Source organism: Streptomyces sp. NPDC002055 (genome assembly GCF_040296705.1).
Lineage (GTDB): Bacteria > Actinomycetota > Actinomycetes > Streptomycetales > Streptomycetaceae > Streptomyces.
On the sequence record NZ_JBEOXS010000004.1, the window covers coordinates 13,805 to 32,940 of the forward strand.

At 74.1% G+C, this 19,136-nt stretch carries 18 protein-coding genes; 14 read left to right on the plus strand and 4 right to left on the minus strand.

What is annotated here, in order from left to right:
• Positions 1-185 precede the first annotated feature (185 nt).
• The 7 genes from ABT112_RS03040 to ABT112_RS03070 all read left to right on the plus strand — a co-directional run bounded on the left by ABT112_RS03040 (position 186) and on the right by ABT112_RS03070 (position 5,365).
• Entirely contained in the window at positions 186-1,004 is an 819-nt protein-coding gene (locus ABT112_RS03040) for a helix-turn-helix domain-containing protein (RefSeq protein ID WP_351505153.1), read from the plus strand.
• A 72-nt stretch (positions 1,005-1,076) separates the two neighbouring features.
• Positions 1,077-2,552: a 30S ribosomal protein S12 methylthiotransferase RimO gene (gene rimO / locus ABT112_RS03045; protein WP_351504893.1), complete on the plus strand. Its 1,476-nt coding sequence runs from the start codon at positions 1,077-1,079 to the stop codon at positions 2,550-2,552.
• Positions 2,549-3,223, plus strand: a complete 675-nt coding sequence (pgsA, locus tag ABT112_RS03050) for a CDP-diacylglycerol--glycerol-3-phosphate 3-phosphatidyltransferase (RefSeq protein ID WP_351504894.1) — start codon at positions 2,549-2,551, stop codon at positions 3,221-3,223. Before rimO ends, pgsA begins: the two co-directional genes overlap by 4 nt.
• Positions 3,220-3,735: a CinA family protein gene (locus ABT112_RS03055; protein ID WP_351504896.1), complete on the plus strand. Its 516-nt coding sequence runs from the start codon at positions 3,220-3,222 to the stop codon at positions 3,733-3,735. Before pgsA ends, ABT112_RS03055 begins: the two co-directional genes overlap by 4 nt.
• A 109-nt stretch (positions 3,736-3,844) precedes the next feature.
• Complete coding sequence (locus ABT112_RS03060) at positions 3,845-4,225, plus strand: helix-turn-helix domain-containing protein (RefSeq protein WP_351504898.1); 381 nt, start codon at positions 3,845-3,847, stop codon at positions 4,223-4,225.
• 200 nt (positions 4,226-4,425) lie between these two features.
• On the plus strand, positions 4,426-4,896 hold the full coding sequence (locus ABT112_RS03065; RefSeq protein WP_351504901.1) for a Dps family protein: 471 nt from the start codon (positions 4,426-4,428) through the stop codon (positions 4,894-4,896).
• A gap of 97 nt (positions 4,897-4,993) precedes the next feature.
• Positions 4,994-5,365 carry a hypothetical protein gene (locus tag ABT112_RS03070; RefSeq protein ID WP_502975233.1) on the plus strand — a complete coding sequence of 124 codons (372 nt, stop codon included), beginning with the start codon at positions 4,994-4,996 and terminating at the stop codon, positions 5,363-5,365.
• Here the strand turns inward: ABT112_RS03070 and ABT112_RS03075 are convergent.
• The 3 genes from ABT112_RS03075 to ABT112_RS03085 all read right to left on the minus strand — a co-directional run bounded on the left by ABT112_RS03075 (position 5,313) and on the right by ABT112_RS03085 (position 12,006).
• Positions 5,313-6,089: an SDR family NAD(P)-dependent oxidoreductase gene (locus ABT112_RS03075; RefSeq protein ID WP_351504902.1), complete on the minus strand. Its 777-nt coding sequence runs from the start codon at positions 6,087-6,089 to the stop codon at positions 5,313-5,315. The two genes, ABT112_RS03070 and ABT112_RS03075, sit on opposite strands and share 53 nt — an antisense overlap.
• Before the next feature lie 151 nt (positions 6,090-6,240).
• On the minus strand, positions 6,241-7,044 hold the full coding sequence (locus tag ABT112_RS03080; protein WP_351504904.1) for an Fpg/Nei family DNA glycosylase: 804 nt from the start codon (positions 7,042-7,044) through the stop codon (positions 6,241-6,243).
• A 243-nt stretch (positions 7,045-7,287) separates the two neighbouring features.
• Complete coding sequence (locus tag ABT112_RS03085) at positions 7,288-12,006, minus strand: ATP-dependent helicase (RefSeq protein WP_351504907.1); 4,719 nt, start codon at positions 12,004-12,006, stop codon at positions 7,288-7,290.
• Between the two features lie 146 nt (positions 12,007-12,152).
• Here ABT112_RS03085 and ABT112_RS03090 point away from each other — a divergent pair, with 146 nt between their 5' ends.
• Genes ABT112_RS03090 through ABT112_RS03100 form a run of 3 tightly spaced genes read left to right on the plus strand, consistent with a single transcriptional unit; the run spans position 12,153 to position 14,171 of the window.
• Positions 12,153-13,061, plus strand: a complete 909-nt coding sequence (locus tag ABT112_RS03090; protein WP_351504909.1) for an AraC family transcriptional regulator — start codon at positions 12,153-12,155, stop codon at positions 13,059-13,061.
• 1 nt (position 13,062) lies between these two features.
• Positions 13,063-13,863, plus strand: a complete 801-nt coding sequence (locus tag ABT112_RS03095; RefSeq protein WP_502975234.1) for an AzlC family ABC transporter permease — start codon at positions 13,063-13,065, stop codon at positions 13,861-13,863.
• The gene (locus ABT112_RS03100) at positions 13,860-14,171 is read left to right on the plus strand and encodes an AzlD domain-containing protein (RefSeq protein ID WP_351504912.1); all 312 of its coding nucleotides are present in this window, start codon (positions 13,860-13,862) and stop codon (positions 14,169-14,171) included. The genes ABT112_RS03095 and ABT112_RS03100 overlap by 4 nt, the downstream gene beginning before the upstream one ends.
• A gap of 110 nt (positions 14,172-14,281) precedes the next feature.
• Here the strand turns inward: ABT112_RS03100 and ABT112_RS03105 are convergent, their stop codons facing one another.
• A complete protein-coding gene (locus ABT112_RS03105) occupies positions 14,282-15,223 on the minus strand; it encodes a hypothetical protein (protein WP_351504914.1) in 942 nt (313 codons plus the stop codon).
• A 78-nt stretch (positions 15,224-15,301) separates the two neighbouring features.
• Between ABT112_RS03105 and ABT112_RS03110 the strand changes: the two genes are divergently transcribed.
• The 4 genes from ABT112_RS03110 (at position 15,302) to recX (ending at position 18,945) form a co-directional block, all read left to right on the plus strand.
• Entirely contained in the window at positions 15,302-15,496 is a 195-nt protein-coding gene (locus ABT112_RS03110; protein ID WP_351504916.1) for a DUF3046 domain-containing protein, read from the plus strand.
• Between the two features lie 342 nt (positions 15,497-15,838).
• Positions 15,839-16,957, plus strand: coding sequence for an AI-2E family transporter (locus ABT112_RS03115; RefSeq protein WP_502975236.1), 1,119 nt, complete (start codon positions 15,839-15,841; stop codon positions 16,955-16,957).
• A gap of 251 nt (positions 16,958-17,208) precedes the next feature.
• Positions 17,209-18,336 carry a recombinase RecA gene (gene recA, locus ABT112_RS03120; protein ID WP_351504921.1) on the plus strand — a complete coding sequence of 376 codons (1,128 nt, stop codon included), beginning with the start codon at positions 17,209-17,211 and terminating at the stop codon, positions 18,334-18,336.
• Between the two features lie 3 nt (positions 18,337-18,339).
• A complete protein-coding gene (gene recX, locus ABT112_RS03125) occupies positions 18,340-18,945 on the plus strand; it encodes a recombination regulator RecX (protein WP_351504923.1) in 606 nt (201 codons plus the stop codon).
• The last annotated feature ends 191 nt before the right edge of the window (positions 18,946-19,136 follow it).

A 19,136-nucleotide genomic window follows, 5' to 3' on the forward strand; every position in this document is an offset into this window, starting at 1 on the left:
GAACGAAGCAACTGTCCCGCTGCCCAAGACGTCATGTCGAAGGGGGAGGTCGAGCGGGTGCAGGCACCCGGACGGGGTGGCCATACAGATGGCGTACAAACTCCGTCCTCCCGGTTGCCCCACCCTTTCGTACCACCCCTAGACTGAACATCCAGCAGGTGGCTACACGCTCGAAAGGCGCCCTCGTGTCCATCGGCAACTCCCCCGAAGAAGACCGGCCTTCCGTCGAGGACGACCGGCCCTCGCTCGGGCGTGCGCTCCAGCAGGCCCGTACCGACGCCGGACTGTCCGTCGAGGACGTCAGTTCCACCACACGGGTGCGCATCCCGATCGTGCATGCGATCGAACAGGACGACTTCACCCGTTGCGGTGGCGACGTCTATGCCCGGGGGCACATCCGGGCGCTCGCCCGCGCGGTCCGCCTCGATGCCGATGCCCTCGTGTCGCGGTACGACGACGAGCACGGCGGACGTCCCGAGCCGACCCCGGCGGCCCCGCTGTTCGAGGCCGAGCGGATCCGTCCGGAACCCCGCCGCCCCAACTGGACCGCCGCGATGGTCGCCGCGATCGTCGTGGTCGTCGCGTTCGTCGGGTTCACCATGTTCAGCGGAGGCGACAAGGCCGGCGGCAAGGCGGTGGCGGGCAAGACCTCCTCGGCGAAGCCCAGCAGCGAGCCCAGCCGCAAGGAGTCGTCCGCGCCCGAGCCGGAGCCGTCCGACAGCGCCATCGCGGCCGTCCCGGCCGACAAGGTGACGGTCAAGCTCACCGCGGAGAACGGCTCCAGCTGGATCTCGGCCAAGGACCACAGCGGGCGGCTGCTGCACGAGGGCGTGCTCAAGGAAGGCGCCTCCAAGACCTTCACGGACAAGCAGCGCATCGATCTGGTGCTGGGCAATGCCGGTGCCGTCAAGCTCTTCGTCAACGGCAAGCAGATCGACGACCGGGGCGAGGAAGGCCAGGTCCAGCGGCTGAGCTACACGAAGGGGGACCCGCAGGCGGGCTGAGTCCGGCCCGCCCGGTCCGGCGGGGCAACCCTGGCAGCGGAAGGCGCTCCCGGGACAAAGTAGGCTGAGCTCATGCCCGAACGCCGCACCGTCGCTCTCGTCACCCTTGGCTGCGCCCGTAACGAGGTGGATTCCGAGGAGCTCGCAGGCCGTCTGGCGGCGGACGGGTGGGAACTCGTCCAGGAAGCCGCCGAGGCGGACGTCGCCGTCGTCAACACCTGTGGCTTCGTCGAGGCCGCCAAGAAGGACTCCGTCGACGCCCTACTCGAAGCCAACGACCTCAAGGACCACGGCCGCACCCAGGCCGTCGTCGCCGTCGGCTGCATGGCCGAGCGCTACGGCAAGGATCTTGCGGAGGCGCTGCCCGAGGCCGACGGCGTGCTCGGCTTCGACGACTACACCGACATCTCCGACCGCCTGCAGACGATCCTCTCCGGAGGCGTGCACGCCTCCCACACGCCGCGCGACCGCCGCAAGCTGCTGCCCATCAGCCCCGCCGAGCGCCAGGACGCCACCGTGGCGCTCCCCGGCCACGGCGACATCGCCCCCGCCCCGGAGGACCTTCCGGAAGGGCTCGCGCCCGCCTCGGGGCCGCGGGCGCCGCTGCGCCGCCGGCTCGACACCAGCCCCGTCGCCTCGGTGAAGCTGGCCTCCGGCTGTGACCGCCGCTGCTCCTTCTGCGCCATCCCGGCGTTCCGCGGCTCCTTCATCTCCCGCCGCCCGTCCGACGTGCTGAACGAGACCCGGTGGCTGGCGGCGGAGGGCGTCAAGGAGGTCATGCTGGTCTCCGAGAACAACACCTCGTACGGCAAGGACCTGGGCGACATCCGCCTGCTGGAGTCCCTGCTGCCGGAGCTGGCGGAGGTCGACGGGATCGAGCGGATCCGGGTCAGCTACCTCCAGCCGGCCGAGATGCGGCCCGGTCTGATCGACGTCCTGACGTCGACGCCGAAGGTCGCGCCGTACTTCGATCTGTCCTTCCAGCACTCCGCGCCGGGCGTGCTGCGGGCGATGCGCCGCTTCGGCGACACCGACCGCTTCCTGGGGCTGCTGGAGGAGATCCGGTCCAAGGCACCGCAGGCCGGTGCCCGCTCGAACTTCATCGTCGGCTTCCCCGGCGAGACCGAGGCCGACCTGGCCGAGCTGGAGCGCTTCCTGACCGGGGCCCGGCTGGACGCCATCGGCGTCTTCGGCTACTCCGACGAGGAGGGCACCGAGGCGCTGACCTACGACAACAAGCTCGACGAGGACGTCATCGCCGAGCGGCTGGCCCACATCTCCCGGCTCGCCGAGGAGCTCACCGCGCAGCGTGCCGAGGAGCGCCTCGGGGAGACCGTCGAGGTGCTGGTGGAGACGGTCGACGAGGCCGACGGCGCGATCGGGCGGGCGGCGCACCAGGCGCCGGAGACGGACGGCCAGGTCGTCCTCACCGACTCCCGGGGTCTTGCGCCGGGCCGTATCGTCGAAGCAAAGGTGGTGGCGACCGAAGGCGTGGACCTGGTCGCCGAGCCGCTGACCGGGTGTCCTGACGAGGAGGCCGCCGCATGAGCGGAGTCCCCGCGTCCGCAGCGAGCGGTTCCGGCCGCGCGCCGATGCGGGGCGGCTCGGTGGGCGCGCCGGCGGCCCCGCAGGCCGGGCTGTGGAACATCGCCAACATCCTCACGATGGCCCGGCTGCTCCTGGTGCCGGGGTTCGTGCTGCTCCTGCTGCACAACGGCGGATACGACCCGGCCTGGCGCTCCTTCGCCTGGGCGGCCTTCGCCGTCGCCATGATCACCGACCTGTTCGACGGCCATCTGGCCCGGCAGTACAACCTGGTCACGGACTTCGGGAAGATCGCCGACCCGATCGCCGACAAGGCGATCATGGGCGCGGCACTGATCTGTCTCTCCGCCCTGGACGACCTCCCCTGGTGGGTCACGGGCGTCATCCTGTTCCGGGAGATCGGCATCACGCTGATGCGGTTCTGGGTGATCCGGCACGGCGTCATCCCGGCCAGTCGCGGCGGCAAGCTGAAGACCCTCGCCCAGGGAACCGCGGTGGGGATGTACGTCCTGGCGCTGACCGGACCGCTCGCCACCCTCCGCTTCTGGGTCATGGCCGTGGCGGTCGTGCTGACCGTGGCGACGGGCCTGGACTACATACGGCAGGCCGTGGTGCTGCGCCGGGCGGGCCTGGCCGCGGAACGCGAGCGCACGGCCGCGGGCACGGCGCGATGACCGGTGGCGCGGCCGCCACCGTGCTCGGGCTGCTGGCGGCGCGCGGCGAGTCCCTGGCGGTGGCGGAGTCCCTGACCGGAGGCATGATCGCGGCGGAGCTGACCTCCGTCCCCGGTGCCTCGCGGGTCTTCCGGGGCTCGGTGACCGCCTATGCGAGCGAGGTCAAGCGGACGGTGCTGGGGGTGGACGGCGCCCTGCTGGCCGAACGCGGTGCCGTCGACGCCGAGGTCGCCCGGCAGATGGCGGCAGGCGTGCGGCGGCTGCTGGGCGCAGACTGGGGAGTGTCGACCACCGGGGTCGCCGGTCCGGATCCCCAGGACGGCAAGCCGGTGGGCACGGTGCATGTGGCCGTGGCGGGCCCCGGAGGCACGACGAGCGGTCTGCGGCTGGGACTCGACGGCGACCGGGCGGGTATTCGCTCGGAGAGCGTTCAGGCGGCGCTGGAACGGCTGCTGGGCGAACTGATCGAAAATGAGCGGACACAGGATACGGAACAGAACGGGGGGAGTTGATGTTTGCAGCCCTGAGTGAACACGTCATCGCTCCCCGCACGGCCGCCGCCCGAGGCGGTACGGTGGTGCGAGAAGGATCCGCATCCGAGGCCCGAGGAGGGAGCCAGCGATGATTCTGCTCCGTCGCCTGCTGGGTGACGTGCTGCGTCGGCAGCGCCAGCGCCAGGGGCGGACCCTGCGCGAAGTCTCCTCGTCGGCACGGGTCTCCCTCGGCTACCTCTCGGAGGTGGAGCGGGGGCAGAAAGAGGCTTCCTCCGAACTGCTCTCCGCGATCTGTGACGCGCTGGACGTGCGGATGTCCGAGGTCATGCGCGAGGTGAGCGACGAACTGTCGCTGGCCGAGCTGGCGCAGTCCGCCACGGTCGGCGAGACGGTGCCGGCGATGCGCCCGATGCTCAACTCGGTCTCGGTCACCTCCGTGACGGGCGTTCCCGAGGAGCGCGTGACGATCAAGGCCCCTGCGGAGGCCGTCGACGTCGTGGCTGCCTGACGAGCCGCACCCCCCTTTCCCTGTCCTCTGAGCCCCGGTCGGTCCTCCGGCCGGGGCTCAGTGCGTTGTTTCCGGGTAGGCGACCTGATGTGCGGGTGCCGCCATCGTGCGGCTCCTGTAGCGAGAATTCCGGAATGCTCCGTCTCGACCGGGTATGCGATGGTTGAGAGGAACGTCACAGAGCACAGCAGGAGGAACGGATGGCTGTCGTCAAGAGCCCGCTCTCCGAACAGGACCTCAAGGTTGTCGGCGACGCTCTTCAGGGCGGGCTGGTGGACCTGGTGGACCTCTCGCTGGTCGCCAAGCAGGTGCACTGGAACGTGGTGGGCCCGCGCTTCCGCTCCGTCCACCTCCAGCTCGACGAGGTCGTCGCCACCGCCCGGCAGCATGCCGACACCGTGGCCGAGCGCGCCGCGGCGCTGGGTGTCTCCCCGGACGGGCGGTCCGACACGGTGGCCAAGAGCAGCGGCATCGCCACGATCGCCGACGGCTGGATCAAGGACGTGGAAGCGGTACGGACGCTGGTCGCGGCGCTGGGCGCGGTGATCACCCGGATGCGGGAACGCATCGAGTCCACCGAGAAGCCCGACCCGGTGAGCCAGGACATCTTCATCGGGCTGACGGCCGACCTGGAGAAGCACTACTGGATGTTCCAGGCGGAGAACGCCTGACACGGAACGGGAGCACGGGAGCGGAGCCTTCTTCCGCCCCGTGCCCCGTCGTGAGGGAGCGATTCCGCCGACGGTGCGTCGGCCGGAGGAGGCAGCGATGCTGGTGCGGGATGTGGAGGGCGGTCATCCGGCCCGAATAGGCAGCCGGGGGGTGACGGCGGCGCGGCCCGGCGGGGCGGAGTGCCGCGGCCCGTGGCGAATACCCGTGGCCCGGGCTGTGGGGGTGGCCGCCGCGCTCCTGCTGGGCGCGGTGTGGTGCTGGGCGACGCTGCGTCTGGTGACCCGGCCGGCCGAGGCGGGCCCGGTCGAGATGGCGGTCACCGCAGGGGGCTGGGGGTTGAGCCTGCTGCCCGTCCACTGCGTGCCCAAGGCGGCCGCCGGGGCCGGAGGGCCGGCGGCGGGGGTGGTGCGGAAGGTCACCAGGGCATGGCGACACCGCCGTTGGGGCGCAGAATCTGACCTGTCGTGAACGACGCGGCGTCCGAGGCGAGGTACAGCACGCTGTGCGCGACGTCCTCGGGCTCGCCGACCCGGCCCAGGGGTGCCGCTCGGACCATGGCCTGCTCGGTGCCGTGCTGTGCGCCGGGGGTGCGGCGGGCGGTCATGGGGGTGCGGATCCAGCCGGGGGCGACGGCGTTGACCCGGATGCCGTGGCGGCCGACCTCGGTGGCGAGGGTCCGGGTGAGCTGGACGACGGCGGCCTTGGCGGCGCCGTAGCAGAGCAGGCCGGGGGCGCCGGTGTCGACGGCGCCGGAGGCCATCGTGACGATGCTGCCGCCGGCCCCTCCCGCGATCATGGCCCGGGCCGCCTCCTGGCAGCTGTACAGCACCCCTGTGAAGTTGACGGCCAGGACCCGCTCCAGGTCGGCGTCGTCGGTCTCCAGTACCGGGCTGCTGTGCATGATTCCGGCGACGGCCGCCAGGACGTCGAGCCGCCCGTCCGCCCGGACGGCCGCCGCGACGGTCTCCCGCACCTGCTCGCGGTCGGTCACGTCGAGGGTGTGGGCGTGCGCTGCGCCGCCGTCCGCGGTGATCCGTTCGGCGGTGGTGCGGGCGCCCGGTCCGTCGAGGTCGGTGCAGTGGACGGAGGCGCCTGCCCGGGCGAGGAGGACCGCGGTGGCGCGGCCGATGCCGCTCGCCGCGCCCGTGACGAGAGCGGTGCGGCCGGTGAGCTCGTACACCCCGATGCCCATGGTGTGACGGTACGAGCAGATCTGACGGCGCGTCAATTGGTGTGCGTGTGGTCCGGCACCGGTTCCCGGCGTGGGCCGCGGCCGGCCCCTCCCCGCGCCGGTCCTGGCCCCGTCCGTTGGCCGGTCGGTGGCCCTCGGCCGTCCGGTTGCTTCAGCCGCTCCGCGGGGAGGGCCCGGACTGGCAGGAAGGGCACCAGTAGGTGATGCGCTCCTGGCCCGCGGGGCCCTGGTCGGCGGTGAGCACGGTGGTGCCGCAGCGCCGGCAGGGCCGGCCCGCCCGGCCGTGGACCCACAGCCGGTGGTCGCGCCGGGGGTCGGCGGTGGTGACCCGGGCGGTGCGGTTCCGGTTGGCCTCCAGCAGGCGTTGCGCCAGGGCGACCAGCCGGTCCGGGGCGCGGGTCTCGCCGACCGGGAGCCATGGGGTGGCGCCCGCCATGAAGCACAGTTCGGACGTGTAGACGTTGCCGATGCCGGCCAGATTGCGCTGGTCGAGCAGGGCCTCGCCGAGCGGGCGGGACGGGTCGGCGAGCAGCCGTCGCAGGGCCAGGGCGGCATCCCAGTCGGGGCCGAGCGGATCTGGGCCGAGGTGGCCGACCACGCTGTCCTCGTCGGCCGTCCGCAGCAGTCCGAGCACGGGGAGCCGGTAGCCGACCGCGGTGTGTTCCGCGGTGCTCAGAACGGCGCGGATCTGGTGGTCGGGGCCGCCCCGCCAGCGCTCGTCCGGGGTGTAGACGTGCCAGGCACCCTCCATGCGCAGATGGGAGTGGAGGGTCAGCCCGCCCTCGACGCGGGTGAGCAGGTGTTTGCCGCGCGCCACCACCTCGTGCACCTCACGTCCCGACAGGTCGGCGGTGGCCAGCCGGGGCACTCGGAGGTCGGAGCGGACGAGGCGTGCGCCGGCCAGGGCCTCGTCCAGCCGCCGGGCCGTCCGCCAGACGCTGTCTCCTTCGGGCATGCAGCCATGATGCCGCGCTCGGGGGCGACCGGTGGAGCTTCGGTGGGCCACCGGGCGCCGGGATGCACGGCGACGGGTGGTCGGTCGGCGGTCATCGGCCGACGCTTCTCGGCCGACGCTTCTCGGCCGACGCTTCTCGGGTGCCGGGTGCCGGGTGCCGGGTGCCGGGTGCCGGGGCGTTGGGGCGTTGGGGCGTTGGGCGTGCTGGTCGGTGGGTCCGCCGGCGGGCCGCCTGCGCCTGCCTCAGGCACCCCGCAGGCGCAGGCCCCGTGGGGTGGGGTGGAAGCCGGCGGACTCCAGGGCGCGCCCGACGGGGGAGGAGAGCGCCGGGGCTCCGTTGGCCCGCTCCACCGTGACGGTGCCCAGCGCGCCGTCCCGGGCCGCCTGCGCGAGTGCCTCGGCGGCCGTCTGCAGCCGGGCGTCGCCGAGGGGGCTCTCCGCGTCGGGCCCCGGCCAGGCGAGCAGGGTCCTGCCGCCGCGCTCGACGTAGAGCATCGGATCGCCGTCGACCAGCACCACCAGGGCGCCCGCCTTGCGCCCCGGTTTGTGGCCGGCGCCGGTGGGCGGTTCGGGCCAGGGCAGGGCGGCTCCGTAGGCGTTCGCGGGGTCGGCCGCGGCGAGGACCACCGCCCGGCCCCCGCCCCCGGGGCGGCCGGAACCGCCGTGGCCGGCCGGGCGGGGGTACGTGCCGGGGGCCTCCGCCCCCTCGCGGTCCCGGGCGGTCCCGACGGCGCGGAGCCGGTCCACCGCTCCGTCCATGGCGAACTGCGCGGCACCGAGGCCCTCCACCACATAGCCGCGGCGCGCCTGGCCGGTCTCCTCGAAGGCGGACAGCACGCGGTACGCGGCGGCGAATCCGCCCTCCACGCCCTCGGCCGCGACCGCGCCGCGGGTCACGACGCCGTGCCGGTCCAGGAGCGTACGGGCCAGGGCGTGGGCCCGGTGGGTGCCCTCGCTCTCCCGCGGGGGCAGCAGCGACCAGCGGCCCGCCACCGTCGGCGGACCGGCCCGGGACGCGGTGGGCCGGGGCGAACGCCCGGTGAGCGAGCCGTACCGGCCGCGCGGGACGGCGCGCTTCGCACGGTGCGCGGTGGCGCCCGCGGTCCGGCCCGAACCGAGCAGCGAGCGCAGCGGCGCGAGGGTGTCGTTGGTGAGCAGGCCCGCCCAGGCCAGCTCCCACACGGCGTCCGCCAGCTGCGGATCGGTGCAGTCCGGATGGGCCGCCCGGACGTGGTCGGCGATCTGGCGGAAGAACAGCCCGTAGCCACCGGCCAGGGCGTCGAGCACCGCCCGGTGGACGGGACCGGTCTCCAGCGGATGCGGCGGTGGCAGCAGCAGGGGCGCCGCGTCGGCCAGGTAGAGCGACACCCAGCCGTCCTTGCCGGGCAGGGCCCCGGCGCCGGCCCAGACGACCTCGCCCGCGGCGGTCAGCTCGTCGAGCAGGGTCGGGCCGTAGCCCGCGACCCGGGAGGGGAGCACCAGCTTCTCCAGCGCGGACGCAGGCACGGGGGCGCCCTGCAACTGCTCGACCGCCCGCACCAGGCCGTCGATGCCGCGCAGGCTGTGGGTGCCGACGTGCTGCCACTGCGGCAGGAAGGAGGCGAGCACCGGCGGGGCCACCGGCTCCAGCTCCTCCCGGAGCGCGGCCAGGGACCGCCGCCGCAGCCGCCGCAGGACCGCGCTGTCGCACCACTCCTGGCCGATCCCGGCGGGGTGGAACTCGCCCTGGACCACCCGGCCCGCCGCGGCCAGCCGGTGCAGGGCGCCCTCGGTGACGGCCGGTCCGAGGCCGAACCGCTCCGCTGCCGCCGCCGAGGTGAACGGACCGTGGGTGCGGGCGTACCGGGCGAGGAGATCGCCCAGCGGATCCTTGACCGGTTCGGTGAAGGCCTCCGGGACACCCACCGGCAGGGCGGTGCCCAGCGCGTCCCGCAGCCGGCCGGCGTCCTCGACGGCGGCCCAGTGGTCGGCGCCCGCGATCCGCACCCGGATCGCCCGGCGGGCGTCCGCCAGCTCCTGTGCCCAGGGCGGTTCGGCGCCGCGCTCGGCGAGCTCGGCGTCGGTCAGCGGCCCGAGCAGCCGCAGCACGTCGGCGACGCCCTCGACGTCCTTGACCCGACGGTCCTCGGTGCGCCATTGCAGTTCCCGCTCCAGCTCGGCCAGCACCTCGGCGTCGAGCAGCTCGCGCAGCTCCGCCTGGCCCAGCAGCTCGGCGAGCAGCCGGGAGTCCAGCGAGAGCGCGGCGGCCCGCCGCTCCGCCAAGGGGGAGTCGCCCTCGTAGAGGTACTGGGCGACATAGCCGAAGAGCAGCGACCGGGCGAAGGGGGACGGCTCCGGGGTGGTGACCTCGACCAGCCGCACGCGCCGCGCCTCGATGTCCCCCATCAGCTCGGTCAGGCCCGGAACGTCGAAGACGTCCTGGAGGCACTCGCGGACGGCCTCCAGGACGATCGGGAACGAGCCGAACTCGGACGCCACCTGGAGCAGCTGCGCGGCGCGCCGGCGCTGCTGCCACAGCGGGGTGCGCTTGCCGGGAGTGCGGCGCGGTAGCAGCAGGGCCCGGGCCGCGCACTCCCGGAAGCGGGAGGCGAACAGGGCCGAGCTGCCGACCTGGTCGGTCACCAGCTGCTCCACCTCGCCCTTGTCGAAGGCGACGTCCGCGGCGCCGACCGGGGACTGCCCGTCGTCGTACTCCCGGCCGGACCGCGAAGGCTCCGGCTCCATGTCGAGCAGGTCCAGGCCCATGAGGTCGGCGTCGGGCAGCCGCAGCACGATGCCGTCGTCGGCGTGCATCACCTGGGCGTCCATGCCGTGGCGCTCGGAGAGCCGGGCGGCCAGAGCCAGCGCCCACGGGGCGTGGACCTGCGCGCCGAAGGGGGAGTGGACGACGACCCGCCAGTCGCCCAGCTCGTCCCGGAAGCGCTCCACCACGATCGTCCGGTCGTCCGGGACGTGCCCGCACGCCTGGCGCTGCTCGGCGAGGTAGGCCAGGACGTTGTCGGCCGCCCAGGCGTCCAGGCCCGCTGCGAGCAGCCGCAGCCGTGCGTCCTCCTCGGCGAGGGCGCCCACCTCGCGGAGGAACGCGCCCAGCGCACGGCCCAGTTCCAGCGGGCGGCCCAGCTGGTCGCCCTTCCAGAACGGCAGCCGCCCCGGCACCCCCGGCGCGGGCGAGACCAGCACCCGGTCGCGGGTGATGTCCTCGATCCGCCAGGTGGTGGTGCCCAGGGTGAAGACGTCGCCGACGCGCGACTCGTAGACCATCTCCTCGTCGAGCTCGCCGACCCGGCCGCCGCCCTTCTTGGGGTCGGCGCCGGCCAGGAAGACGCCGAACAGGCCGCGGTCCGGGATCGTGCCGCCGGAGGTCACCGCCAGCCGCTGCGCCCCCGGACGGCCGGTGACCGTCCCCGCCACCCGGTCCCACACCAGGCGCGGGCGCAGCTCGGCGAAGGCGTCCGACGGATAGCGGCCCGCGAGCATGTCGAGCACCGCGGTGTAGGCGGACTCGGGCAGCGACGCGAACGGCGCGGCCCGGCGGACCACCGTCAGCAGTTCGTCCACGTCCCAGCTGTCCAGGGACGTCATCGCGACGATCTGCTGGGCCAGGACGTCCAGCGGATTGGCCGGGACGCGCAGCGCCTCGATGGCGCCGCTGCGCATCCGCTCGGTGACCACGGCCGCCTGTACCAGGTCACCGCGGTACTTGGGGAAGACCACCCCCGTGGACACCGCCCCCACCTGGTGCCCGGCCCGGCCCACCCGCTGGAGGCCGGAGGCGACCGAGGGCGGGGACTCGACCTGCACGACCAGGTCCACGGCCCCCATGTCGATGCCCAGCTCCAGGCTGGACGTGGCGACCACGGCCGGCAGCCGGCCCGCCTTCAGATCCTCCTCGACCAGGGAGCGCTGCTCCTTGGAGACCGATCCGTGGTGCGCCCGGGCGAGCACCGGTGGTGCGCCGTTCGCCGCGCCGGAGCCGCCCATCAGCTCGGCGGGGGAGTGGGCCTCGGGCAGCGGCTCACCCGTGGCGCGCTCGTACGCGATCTCGTTCAGCCGGTTGCACAGCCGCTCGGCGAGGCGCCGGGAGTTCGCGAAGACGATGGTGGACCGGTGGGCCTCCACCAGGTCCGCGATCCGCTCCTCCACCTGCGGCCAGACGGACGGCTTCTCGCCCTGCCCGCCGCCCTCCGCGCCGGCGGCCGGGGAGCCGCCCAGCTCCCCCAGATCCTCCACCGGCACGACCACGGAGAGGTCGAACTCCTTGCCGGACGGCGGCTGCACGATCTTCGCCCGGCGCTGCGGCGACAGGAAGCGGGCCACCTCGTCGACCGGCCGCACGGTGGCGGACAGGCCGATCCGCCGGGCGGGCCGCTCCAGCAGCTCGTCCAGCCGCTCCAGGGAGAGGGCCAGATGAGCACCGCGCTTGGTGCCCGCCACGGCGTGCACCTCGTCCACGATGACCGTCTCCACCCCCGCCAGCGCCTCCCGCGCCGACGACGTCAGCATCAGGAACAGCGACTCGGGCGTGGTGATCAGGATGTCCGGCGGGCGGGTGGCGATCGCCCGGCGCTCGGCCGCCGGGGTGTCGCCCGAGCGGATCGCGACCCGCACCTCGGGCTCCGGCAGCCCGAGCCGCAGCGCCTCGTGCCGGATGCCGGTCAGGGGGCTGCGGAGGTTCCGCTCGACGTCCACCGCGAGGGCCTTGAGCGGCGAGACGTAGAGCACCCGGCAGCGCTTCTTCGCGTCGGCGGGCGGCGGGCCGGCCGCCAGCCCGTCGAGGGCGGAGAGGAACGCGGCGAGCGTCTTGCCCGAGCCGGTCGGGGCCACCACCAGCACGTCCGAACCCTCGTCGATGGCCTGCCAGGCGCCCGCCTGCGCGGGGGTGGGCGCGCTGAACGCCCCGGCGAACCAGGCACGGGTCGTGGGGGAGAAGGTGTCGAGGGCCGAGGCCGGGTCGTGCGGCATGTTCCCCATCGTGCACCCGGGTACTGACAACGGGCCGCGGACGCACACCGGAGCGGCCCGGGACGGCGACCCGGGCGCGGCGGCACGGTGTCCCGGCTGCCGTTCCCCGCCCTTCGGAACCGCCTCCGAACAGGCACAATGGCCCCATGGGGAGCCAGGAGAACGCACGCTACTGGCAGCATCCCGGGCTGCCCGGCGTCGACCTGCTCAGCGCCCGCTACGTCCGTCACACCTTCGCCCGGCACGCCCACGACGGCTTCGTGGTCGCCACCGTCACCGGCGGGGTGGAGGGCGTGGGGCTGCCCCGGGGCGCCGAACGCGTCGGCGCCGGAGGGGTGATCCTGATCAACCCGGACGTTCCGCACACCGCGTACCCGGGGGAGAGCGGGGGCTGGACCTACCGGGTGCTGTACCCGTCCGTCGACGTGGTCGCGGGGGTGGCGGCCGACGTCGCCCCGCTGCGGGGCACCCCGTCGTTCAGCGAGACGGTGCTCGACGACCCCGTGGCCGGACACCTCATCGCCGAGGTCCACCGCGCCGCCGAGCAGAACAACGCGCTGGCCGCGGACACCCTGCTGCGGCAGGCCCTCGCCCGGCTCCTGCAGCGCTGCGGGACCGCCGCCGGGCCCGGGCGGGACGGCCCGGCGGCGGCCGCCGCCGCACACGCCCGGGAGCTGCTCCTCGAGCGGATGGCCGGGCCGCCGACGCTGGAGGGGCTGGCGGCGGAGGTGGGCGTCGGACCGTTCGCCCTGCTCCGGGTCTTCCGCAGGGCGTACGGGATGCCACCGCACGCCTGGCTCACGGACGCCCGGGTGCGCCGGGCGCGCACGCTGCTGGACGCCGGCACGGCGCCCGCCGAGGCCGCAGCCGTGGTGGGCTTCACCGACCAGCCCCATCTGAACCGGCACTTCAGCCGGATCGTCGGCGTCCCGCCGGGGGCGTACCAGCGGGAGCGCGGAGCCGCGGCACCCGGCGCTCCGCCCGGCGCGGACCTGCGCGGACGCGCCGTGCGGGCCGCAAGAACGTACAAGACCGGGCCCGGCACCGCTCTCTAGCGTGGGCGGCGTGGCAGAACGAATACCGACCCCCGATCCACAGCCGGAGACCCGGCCCGACGCGGCGGTGGTCCGGGACGCGCTGGGCGTCGGCGTCGCCGTGGGCCTCTCCGGCTTCGCGTTCGGCGTCACCTCCGCGGGCGCCGGGCTGACCCTCCTGCAGACCTGTGCGCTGAGCCTCCTCGTCTTCACCGGCGCCTCGCAGTTCGCGCTGGTGGGCGCGCTGGCAGCGGGCGGCAACCCGCTCACCGCCGCGGCCGGGGCGTTCTTCCTCGGCGTCCGCAACGCCTTCTACGGGCTGCGGCTCTCCCAGGTGCTCCGGCTGCCCCGGGCGGTGCGGCCGGCGGCCGCGCACTGGGTGATCGACGAGACCGCCGTAGTGGCGCTGGCCCAGCCGGACCGCCGGAGCGCCCGCCTCGGGTTCACCGTCACCGGCCTCACGCTGTACGTGCTGTGGAATCTGACCACGCTGCTCGGGGCGCTCGGCGCCGCGGCCCTCGGCGACCCCGCCGCCTGGGGACTGGACGCGGCGGGTCCCGCGGTCTTCCTCGCGCTGCTGGCGCCCATGCTGCGCGGCACCGCGGAGCGCGCGGTGGCCGGTGCGGCCGTGGTGATCGCGCTCGTCTGCCACCCGCTGCTCCCGGCGGGGGTCCCGGTGCTCATGGCGGCGCTCGCCGCACCCGTCGTGCTGGCCGTGCGGGGGCGCAGGGCGCCGGGTGCGGACGGTGACACGGCGGAGGGGACGGCCGAGGACGGCGCGGCGGGGACGGAGTCCCGCCGGGAGAGCGAGGAGGCCCGATGAGTGTCTGGATCGCAATCGGCCTCACCGCCGTCGGCTGCTACCTGGTCAAACTGCTGGGCCTGTCGGTCCCCGCTGGCGTGCTGGAGCGTCCCCGGATCAAACAGCTCGCGGCCCTGCTGCCGGTCGCGCTCCTCTCCGCGCTGATCGCGATCCAGACGTTCGGCGGCGACGGCCGCACGCTCGTCCTGGACGCCCGCGCGGCAGGGCTCGCGGCGGCGGCGCTCGCGCTGGTGCTGCGCGCCCCCTTCCTGGTGGTCGTCGCCGTCGCGGTGCTGGTCACGGCAGGGGGGCGGGCGATCGCCGGATAGCGGCTCCTGGCTCCGGCGGATGGGACCGGCGCACCGGAGAGACCGTGCCGGTGCACCACGACGCGCTCCACGCCGGGGCCGGGCGCGCTCCCGGCGGTGCGCGCCCGGGCTCACGCGAGGGGGCGGCCGAAAGCGCGGAGCGTCAGCAGCGCGTCCAGGGTCACCATCGGCCGCCCCTCCAGCGCGGTGCCCGGCGCCCACGCGCGCCACCGGATCGGCCAGCCCCCGTCGTCCTCCTGCGCGTCCGCGAGGTGGTCCAGCGAGCGCTCCATCTCGGCGTCGGTGAACCAGCGCCGGGCCAGGGAGCCCGGGTCCCGCGCGTAGTCGTGGGCGTAGTGGTACTCCTCCGGACCGTAGCCCTCCGGCAGCGGGTAGGCGCCGGCCCGGTCCGGCTCCAGGACCGCGAGCCGCTGCTCCCGCACCAGCCGCCCCAGCCGTTCCGCCGCCGCGGCCGCGCGGGAGCGGTCCGGGGCACCGTCGAGGAACGCCACCGCCGCCATGACCTCGTACGGATGGGTGCGCTCCAGGGCCTCCACCGCCGACCAGCAGAAGTCCGTGGCCCGGAACAGCCACGCGTGCCACACTCCGTTGCGGTGCAGCAGCCCCACCACCGGCCCGGTCGTGAGCAGGTCGCTCGGCGGGTCGTCCACCACCGGGATCCAGGGCGCCGCCGGATGGCCGCGCAGCGACGGGTGGACCGCGGGGAGTGCCCCGTCGTCGTTGGAGATCTCCGTCAGGTACTGGCACAGCCGCTCCGTCCGGCGGCCGTGGCAGCGGCCGGCGCCGTCGAGGATCCGCAGGGCGAGTGCGGCGTGCAGCGGCTGGCCGACCGGCCCGCGCAGATCGGGTTCGAGGGCATAGCCGTAGCCCCCGTCGGCCGTGCCGTAGGCGGCCAGCGCCGCCTCCACGGCGTCCGCGGCACGGGACCGGTCCTCCTCCCCGAAGCTTCCGGACGGGAAGTGGTACGCGAATCTGCGCTGCTCGAGGACGCGGGCGGTGCGCCAGACGAACTGCTCGGCGCGGGCGAGAGGAGTTGCTCCGGTGCGGGCCATGCACCGACGGTAGGGCGGAATGCGCACCCGGTCGGCGGCAAGTGCGGTGCTGCACCCCCAGGGCGGGATACTGGGGTCATGCGGTTGACGGTCTTCTGGCAGCGGATGGCGGAGCACTTCGGTGCGGCGTACGCGGACTCGTTCGCGCACGATCATGTGATGTCCGAGCTGGGCGGCCGGACCGTGCACGAGGCACTGGCCGCGGGGTGGAGCGCGAAGGACGTCTGGCGCGGGGTGTGCGCCGCCATGGAGGTGCCTCCGGAGAGGCGCTGAGGGGCCCGGCCCGGGCGGAAGCCGGTCGGTACCGAGGTCCGGGGTCGCCACCGGAGCCGCGGATCCGTGCCGGAGCCCGGCCAATACCGGAGCCTCGCCTTCGCGACGTCCGGCGCGGGCCGGACCCACGGGCACCACCGAGATCGTCGTCGAGGCCCGCAGCGGCCCGGGTGCGGGCCGGGCGGCTCCCGGCCGGGGCACGGGGCCCGGGCGGTGCCCGGTGCGGAAGTGCAGGGTGACGCAGCCCCGCGTGGCGCGGTAGGACAGACTGACCGGGTGGCAGCAGATGAACCCGCTGAGGACGACGGCCGATCCCGACCGCAGCCGGCGCGCGGCGAGCGCATGCCCCGCTGGCTGCCCCGGGCCATGGTGCTGGCACTGGCGCTCTTCGCCGCGTTCCAGCTGGCGAGCTGGGCCTTCCACCAGCTGATCGGGCTCCTGGTCAACATCCTGATCGCCTTCTTCGTGGCGCTCGCCGTCGAGCCCGCCGTGGACCGGATGGCCGGACGCGGGATGCGCCGAGGCCTCGCCACCGCGCTGGTCTTCCTCGGGGTGGTGACCTTCTTCGCCGGGTTCTTCGTGCTGCTCGGCTCGATGCTCGCCGGCCAGATCGTCGACCTGGTGGAGAACTTCCCGAGCTATGTGGACTCGGTGATCCGCTGGATCAACGACACCTTCCACACGAGCCTGTCCCGGGTGGACATCCAGACCAGTCTGCTGAAGTCCGACTGGCTGAAGCGGTACGTCCAGAACAGCGCCTCCGGGGTGCTGGACGTCTCCGCGACCGTCCTCGGCGGGCTCTTCCAGGCCCTCACCGTGCTGCTGTTCTCCTTCTACCTCGCCGCCGACGGGCCGCGGCTGCGCCGGGCCGTGTGCTCGGTGCTGCCCCCGGCACGGCAGGCGGAGGTGCTGCGGGCGTGGGAGATCGCAGTCGTCAAGACCGGTGGATATCTCTACTCCCGCGGGCTGATGGCGCTGATCTCCGGGTTCGCCCACTACGCCCTGCTGGAGGTGCTCGGGGTGCCGTACGCCCCCGCGCTGGGGCTGTGGGTCGGCGTGATCTCCCAGTTCATCCCCACCATCGGCACCTACCTGGCCGGGGCGCTGCCGGTGCTCCTCGCCTTCACCGTCAACCCCTGGTACGCCGTGTGGGTCCTCGGATTCGTGGTGGTCTACCAGCAGTTCGAGAACTATCTGCTGCAGCCGCGCATCACCGCCAGGACCGTGGACATGCACCCGGCCGTCGCCTTCGGCTCGGTGGTCGCGGGCACCGCGCTGCTGGGCGCGGTGGGTGCGCTGATCGCGATTCCGGCGACGGCGACCCTGCAGGCGTTCCTGGGTGCCTATGTGCGGCGGTACGACGTCACCGACGACCACAGGGTGGACGGCCGGCGGCCGCGCCGGGGCCCGGGCACGCCGCTCGTGGTCCGGTTCTGGCGGTGGCTGCGCCGGCACCGCTGAGCCCTCCCGGGCGGGGGCGCACGGGAGCCGGCTCCGGGCGCGCGGGCACCCGTCCACCCCCGCCGGCCTCGCCGCACCGGACCTTCATGACGCGCGGGCGTGGGCGCTTGACACCGAAATCGAACATCCATTCATATGGGGGTGCCGGCTCTGGTTGTCCACAGGCCGGACGACGCCCGGGCGCATTGTCAGTGGCAGGCGTTAGCGTCGTGGACGTGAAGCGATCGACTCAAGCAAACCGGGTGGAACCCATGGCAGGAACCGACCGCGAGAAGGCGCTCGACGCCGCGCTCGCACAGATTGAACGGCAATTCGGCAAGGGCGCCGTCATGCGCCTCGGTGACCGGCCGAACGACCCCATCGAGGTCATTCCCACCGGGTCGACCGCTCTCGACGTCGCCCTCGGCGTGGGCGGACTGCCGCGGGGCCGTGTGGTCGAGGTCTACGGGCCGGAGTCGTCCGGTAAGACGACTCTCACGCTGCACGCGGTGGCCAACGCGCAGAAGGCGGGCGGCACCGTCGCCTTCGTCGACGCGGAGCACGCCCTCGACCCCGAGTACGCCAAGGCGCTCGGTGTCGACACGGACAACCTCATCCTCTCCCAGCCGGACACCGGGGAGCAGGCGCTGGAGATCGTGGACATGCTGGTCCGGTCCGGCGCCCTCGACCTCATCGTCATCGACTCCGTGGCGGCCCTGGTGCCCCGTGCGGAGATCGAGGGCGAGATGGGCGACTCCCACGTCGGCCTCCAGGCCCGGCTGATGAGCCAGGCGCTCCGCAAGATCACCAGCGCGCTGAACCAGTCCCGGACCACCGCGATCTTCATCAACCAGCTCCGCGAGAAGATCGGCGTGATGTTCGGCTCCCCGGAGACGACGACCGGTGGCCGGGCGCTGAAGTTCTACGCCTCGGTGCGTATCGACATCCGCCGGATCGAGACCCTGAAGGACGGCACCGACGCGGTCGGCAACCGCACCCGCTGCAAGGTCGTCAAGAACAAGGTCGCACCGCCCTTCAAGCAGGCGGAGTTCGACATCCTCTACGGCGAGGGGATCAGCCGCGAGGGCGGTCTGATCGACATGGGCGTCGAGCACGGCTTCATCCGCAAGTCCGGTGCCTGGTACACCTATGAGGGCGATCAGCTGGGGCAGGGCAAGGAGAACGCCCGCAAGTTCCTCAAGGACAACCCCGACCTCGGCAACGAGATCGAGAAGAAGATCAAGGAGAAGCTGGGCATCGGTGTGAGGCCGCAGTCGCCGGACACCGCGCCGGGTGCGGACGCCGCGGTGGCGGCAGCGGAGCCGGTCGCCGCGTCGAAGGCGGCACCCGCCGCGGCCAAGGCCGCCAAGACGACCAAGGCCGCCGCGGCCAAGAGCTAGTTCATGACGCGACGAACCGACTGGGGGGACGCCGACGACGGCGGCGAGGTCCGCCCCGACGACGGTGCGCCCGGCTCGTCGAGGGCCGAGCGGGGGGCGCCGCGCGACCCCGGTGAGCAGGCGCGGGCCATCTGCCTGCGGCTGCTCACCGGGACTCCGCGCACCCGCAAGCAACTCGCGGACGCACTGGCCAAGCGCGGCATCCCGGACGAGGTCGCGGACGAGGTGCTGTCCCGCTTCGAGGACGTCGGGCTGATCAATGACGCCGCGTTCGCGGACGCCTGGGTCGAGTCCCGCCATCACGGACGGGGCCTCGCCCGCCGCGCCCTCGCCCGCGAACTCCGCACCAAGGGCGTCGACCCGGCGCTGATCGACGGGGCGGTCGGGCAGCTCGATCCGGAGCAGGAGGAGGAGACCGCCCGCGACCTGGTGCAGCGCAAGCTGCGGGCGACCCGGGGCCTCGACCGGGAGAAGCGGATCCGTCGCCTTGCCGGGATGCTGGCCCGCAAGGGGTACTCCGAGGGCCTGGCGCTCCGCGTCGTCCGGCAGGCCCTGGAGGAGGAAGGCGAGGACCCGGAGCTCCTGGAGTACCAACTCCCGGAGGGCTGACCGGGGTCCTCCCGGGGGGCTGGTCGGCGTCGGAGCTCGCAGCGGTGTGCTGTGCCCTGTGCCCTGTGCGTGACCGGGAGCGGGGGGATTCGCCGGGCGGGGCGGCGGGGGACCGCCCCGGGACGGTGGCCGCGCCGGGACGGCGGCGGGGCCGGGACGCGTACGGGCGGGAGGCGGCCGGCCCGACCGGC

Coding starts and splice junctions, on each gene's coding strand:
- rimO (WP_351504893.1), top strand. CDS start 1,077: ATGCCCGAACGCCGCACCGTCGCTCTCGTCACCCTTGGCTGCGCCCGT.
- pgsA (WP_351504894.1), top strand. CDS start 2,549: ATGAGCGGAGTCCCCGCGTCCGCAGCGAGCGGTTCCGGCCGCGCGCCG.
- ABT112_RS03055 (WP_351504896.1), top strand. CDS start 3,220: ATGACCGGTGGCGCGGCCGCCACCGTGCTCGGGCTGCTGGCGGCGCGC.
- ABT112_RS03060 (WP_351504898.1), top strand. CDS start 3,845: ATGATTCTGCTCCGTCGCCTGCTGGGTGACGTGCTGCGTCGGCAGCGC.
- ABT112_RS03065 (WP_351504901.1), top strand. CDS start 4,426: ATGGCTGTCGTCAAGAGCCCGCTCTCCGAACAGGACCTCAAGGTTGTC.
- ABT112_RS03070 (WP_502975233.1), top strand. CDS start 4,994: ATGCTGGTGCGGGATGTGGAGGGCGGTCATCCGGCCCGAATAGGCAGC.
- ABT112_RS03075 (WP_351504902.1), bottom strand. CDS start 6,089: ATGGGCATCGGGGTGTACGAGCTCACCGGCCGCACCGCTCTCGTCACG.
- ABT112_RS03080 (WP_351504904.1), bottom strand. CDS start 7,044: ATGCCCGAAGGAGACAGCGTCTGGCGGACGGCCCGGCGGCTGGACGAG.
- ABT112_RS03085 (WP_351504907.1), bottom strand. CDS start 12,006: ATGCCGCACGACCCGGCCTCGGCCCTCGACACCTTCTCCCCCACGACC.
- ABT112_RS03090 (WP_351504909.1), top strand. CDS start 12,153: ATGGGGAGCCAGGAGAACGCACGCTACTGGCAGCATCCCGGGCTGCCC.
- ABT112_RS03100 (WP_351504912.1), top strand. CDS start 13,860: ATGAGTGTCTGGATCGCAATCGGCCTCACCGCCGTCGGCTGCTACCTG.
- ABT112_RS03105 (WP_351504914.1), bottom strand. CDS start 15,223: ATGGCCCGCACCGGAGCAACTCCTCTCGCCCGCGCCGAGCAGTTCGTC.
- ABT112_RS03110 (WP_351504916.1), top strand. CDS start 15,302: ATGCGGTTGACGGTCTTCTGGCAGCGGATGGCGGAGCACTTCGGTGCG.
- ABT112_RS03115 (WP_502975236.1), top strand. CDS start 15,839: ATGCCCCGCTGGCTGCCCCGGGCCATGGTGCTGGCACTGGCGCTCTTC.
- recA (WP_351504921.1), top strand. CDS start 17,209: ATGGCAGGAACCGACCGCGAGAAGGCGCTCGACGCCGCGCTCGCACAG.
- recX (WP_351504923.1), top strand. CDS start 18,340: ATGACGCGACGAACCGACTGGGGGGACGCCGACGACGGCGGCGAGGTC.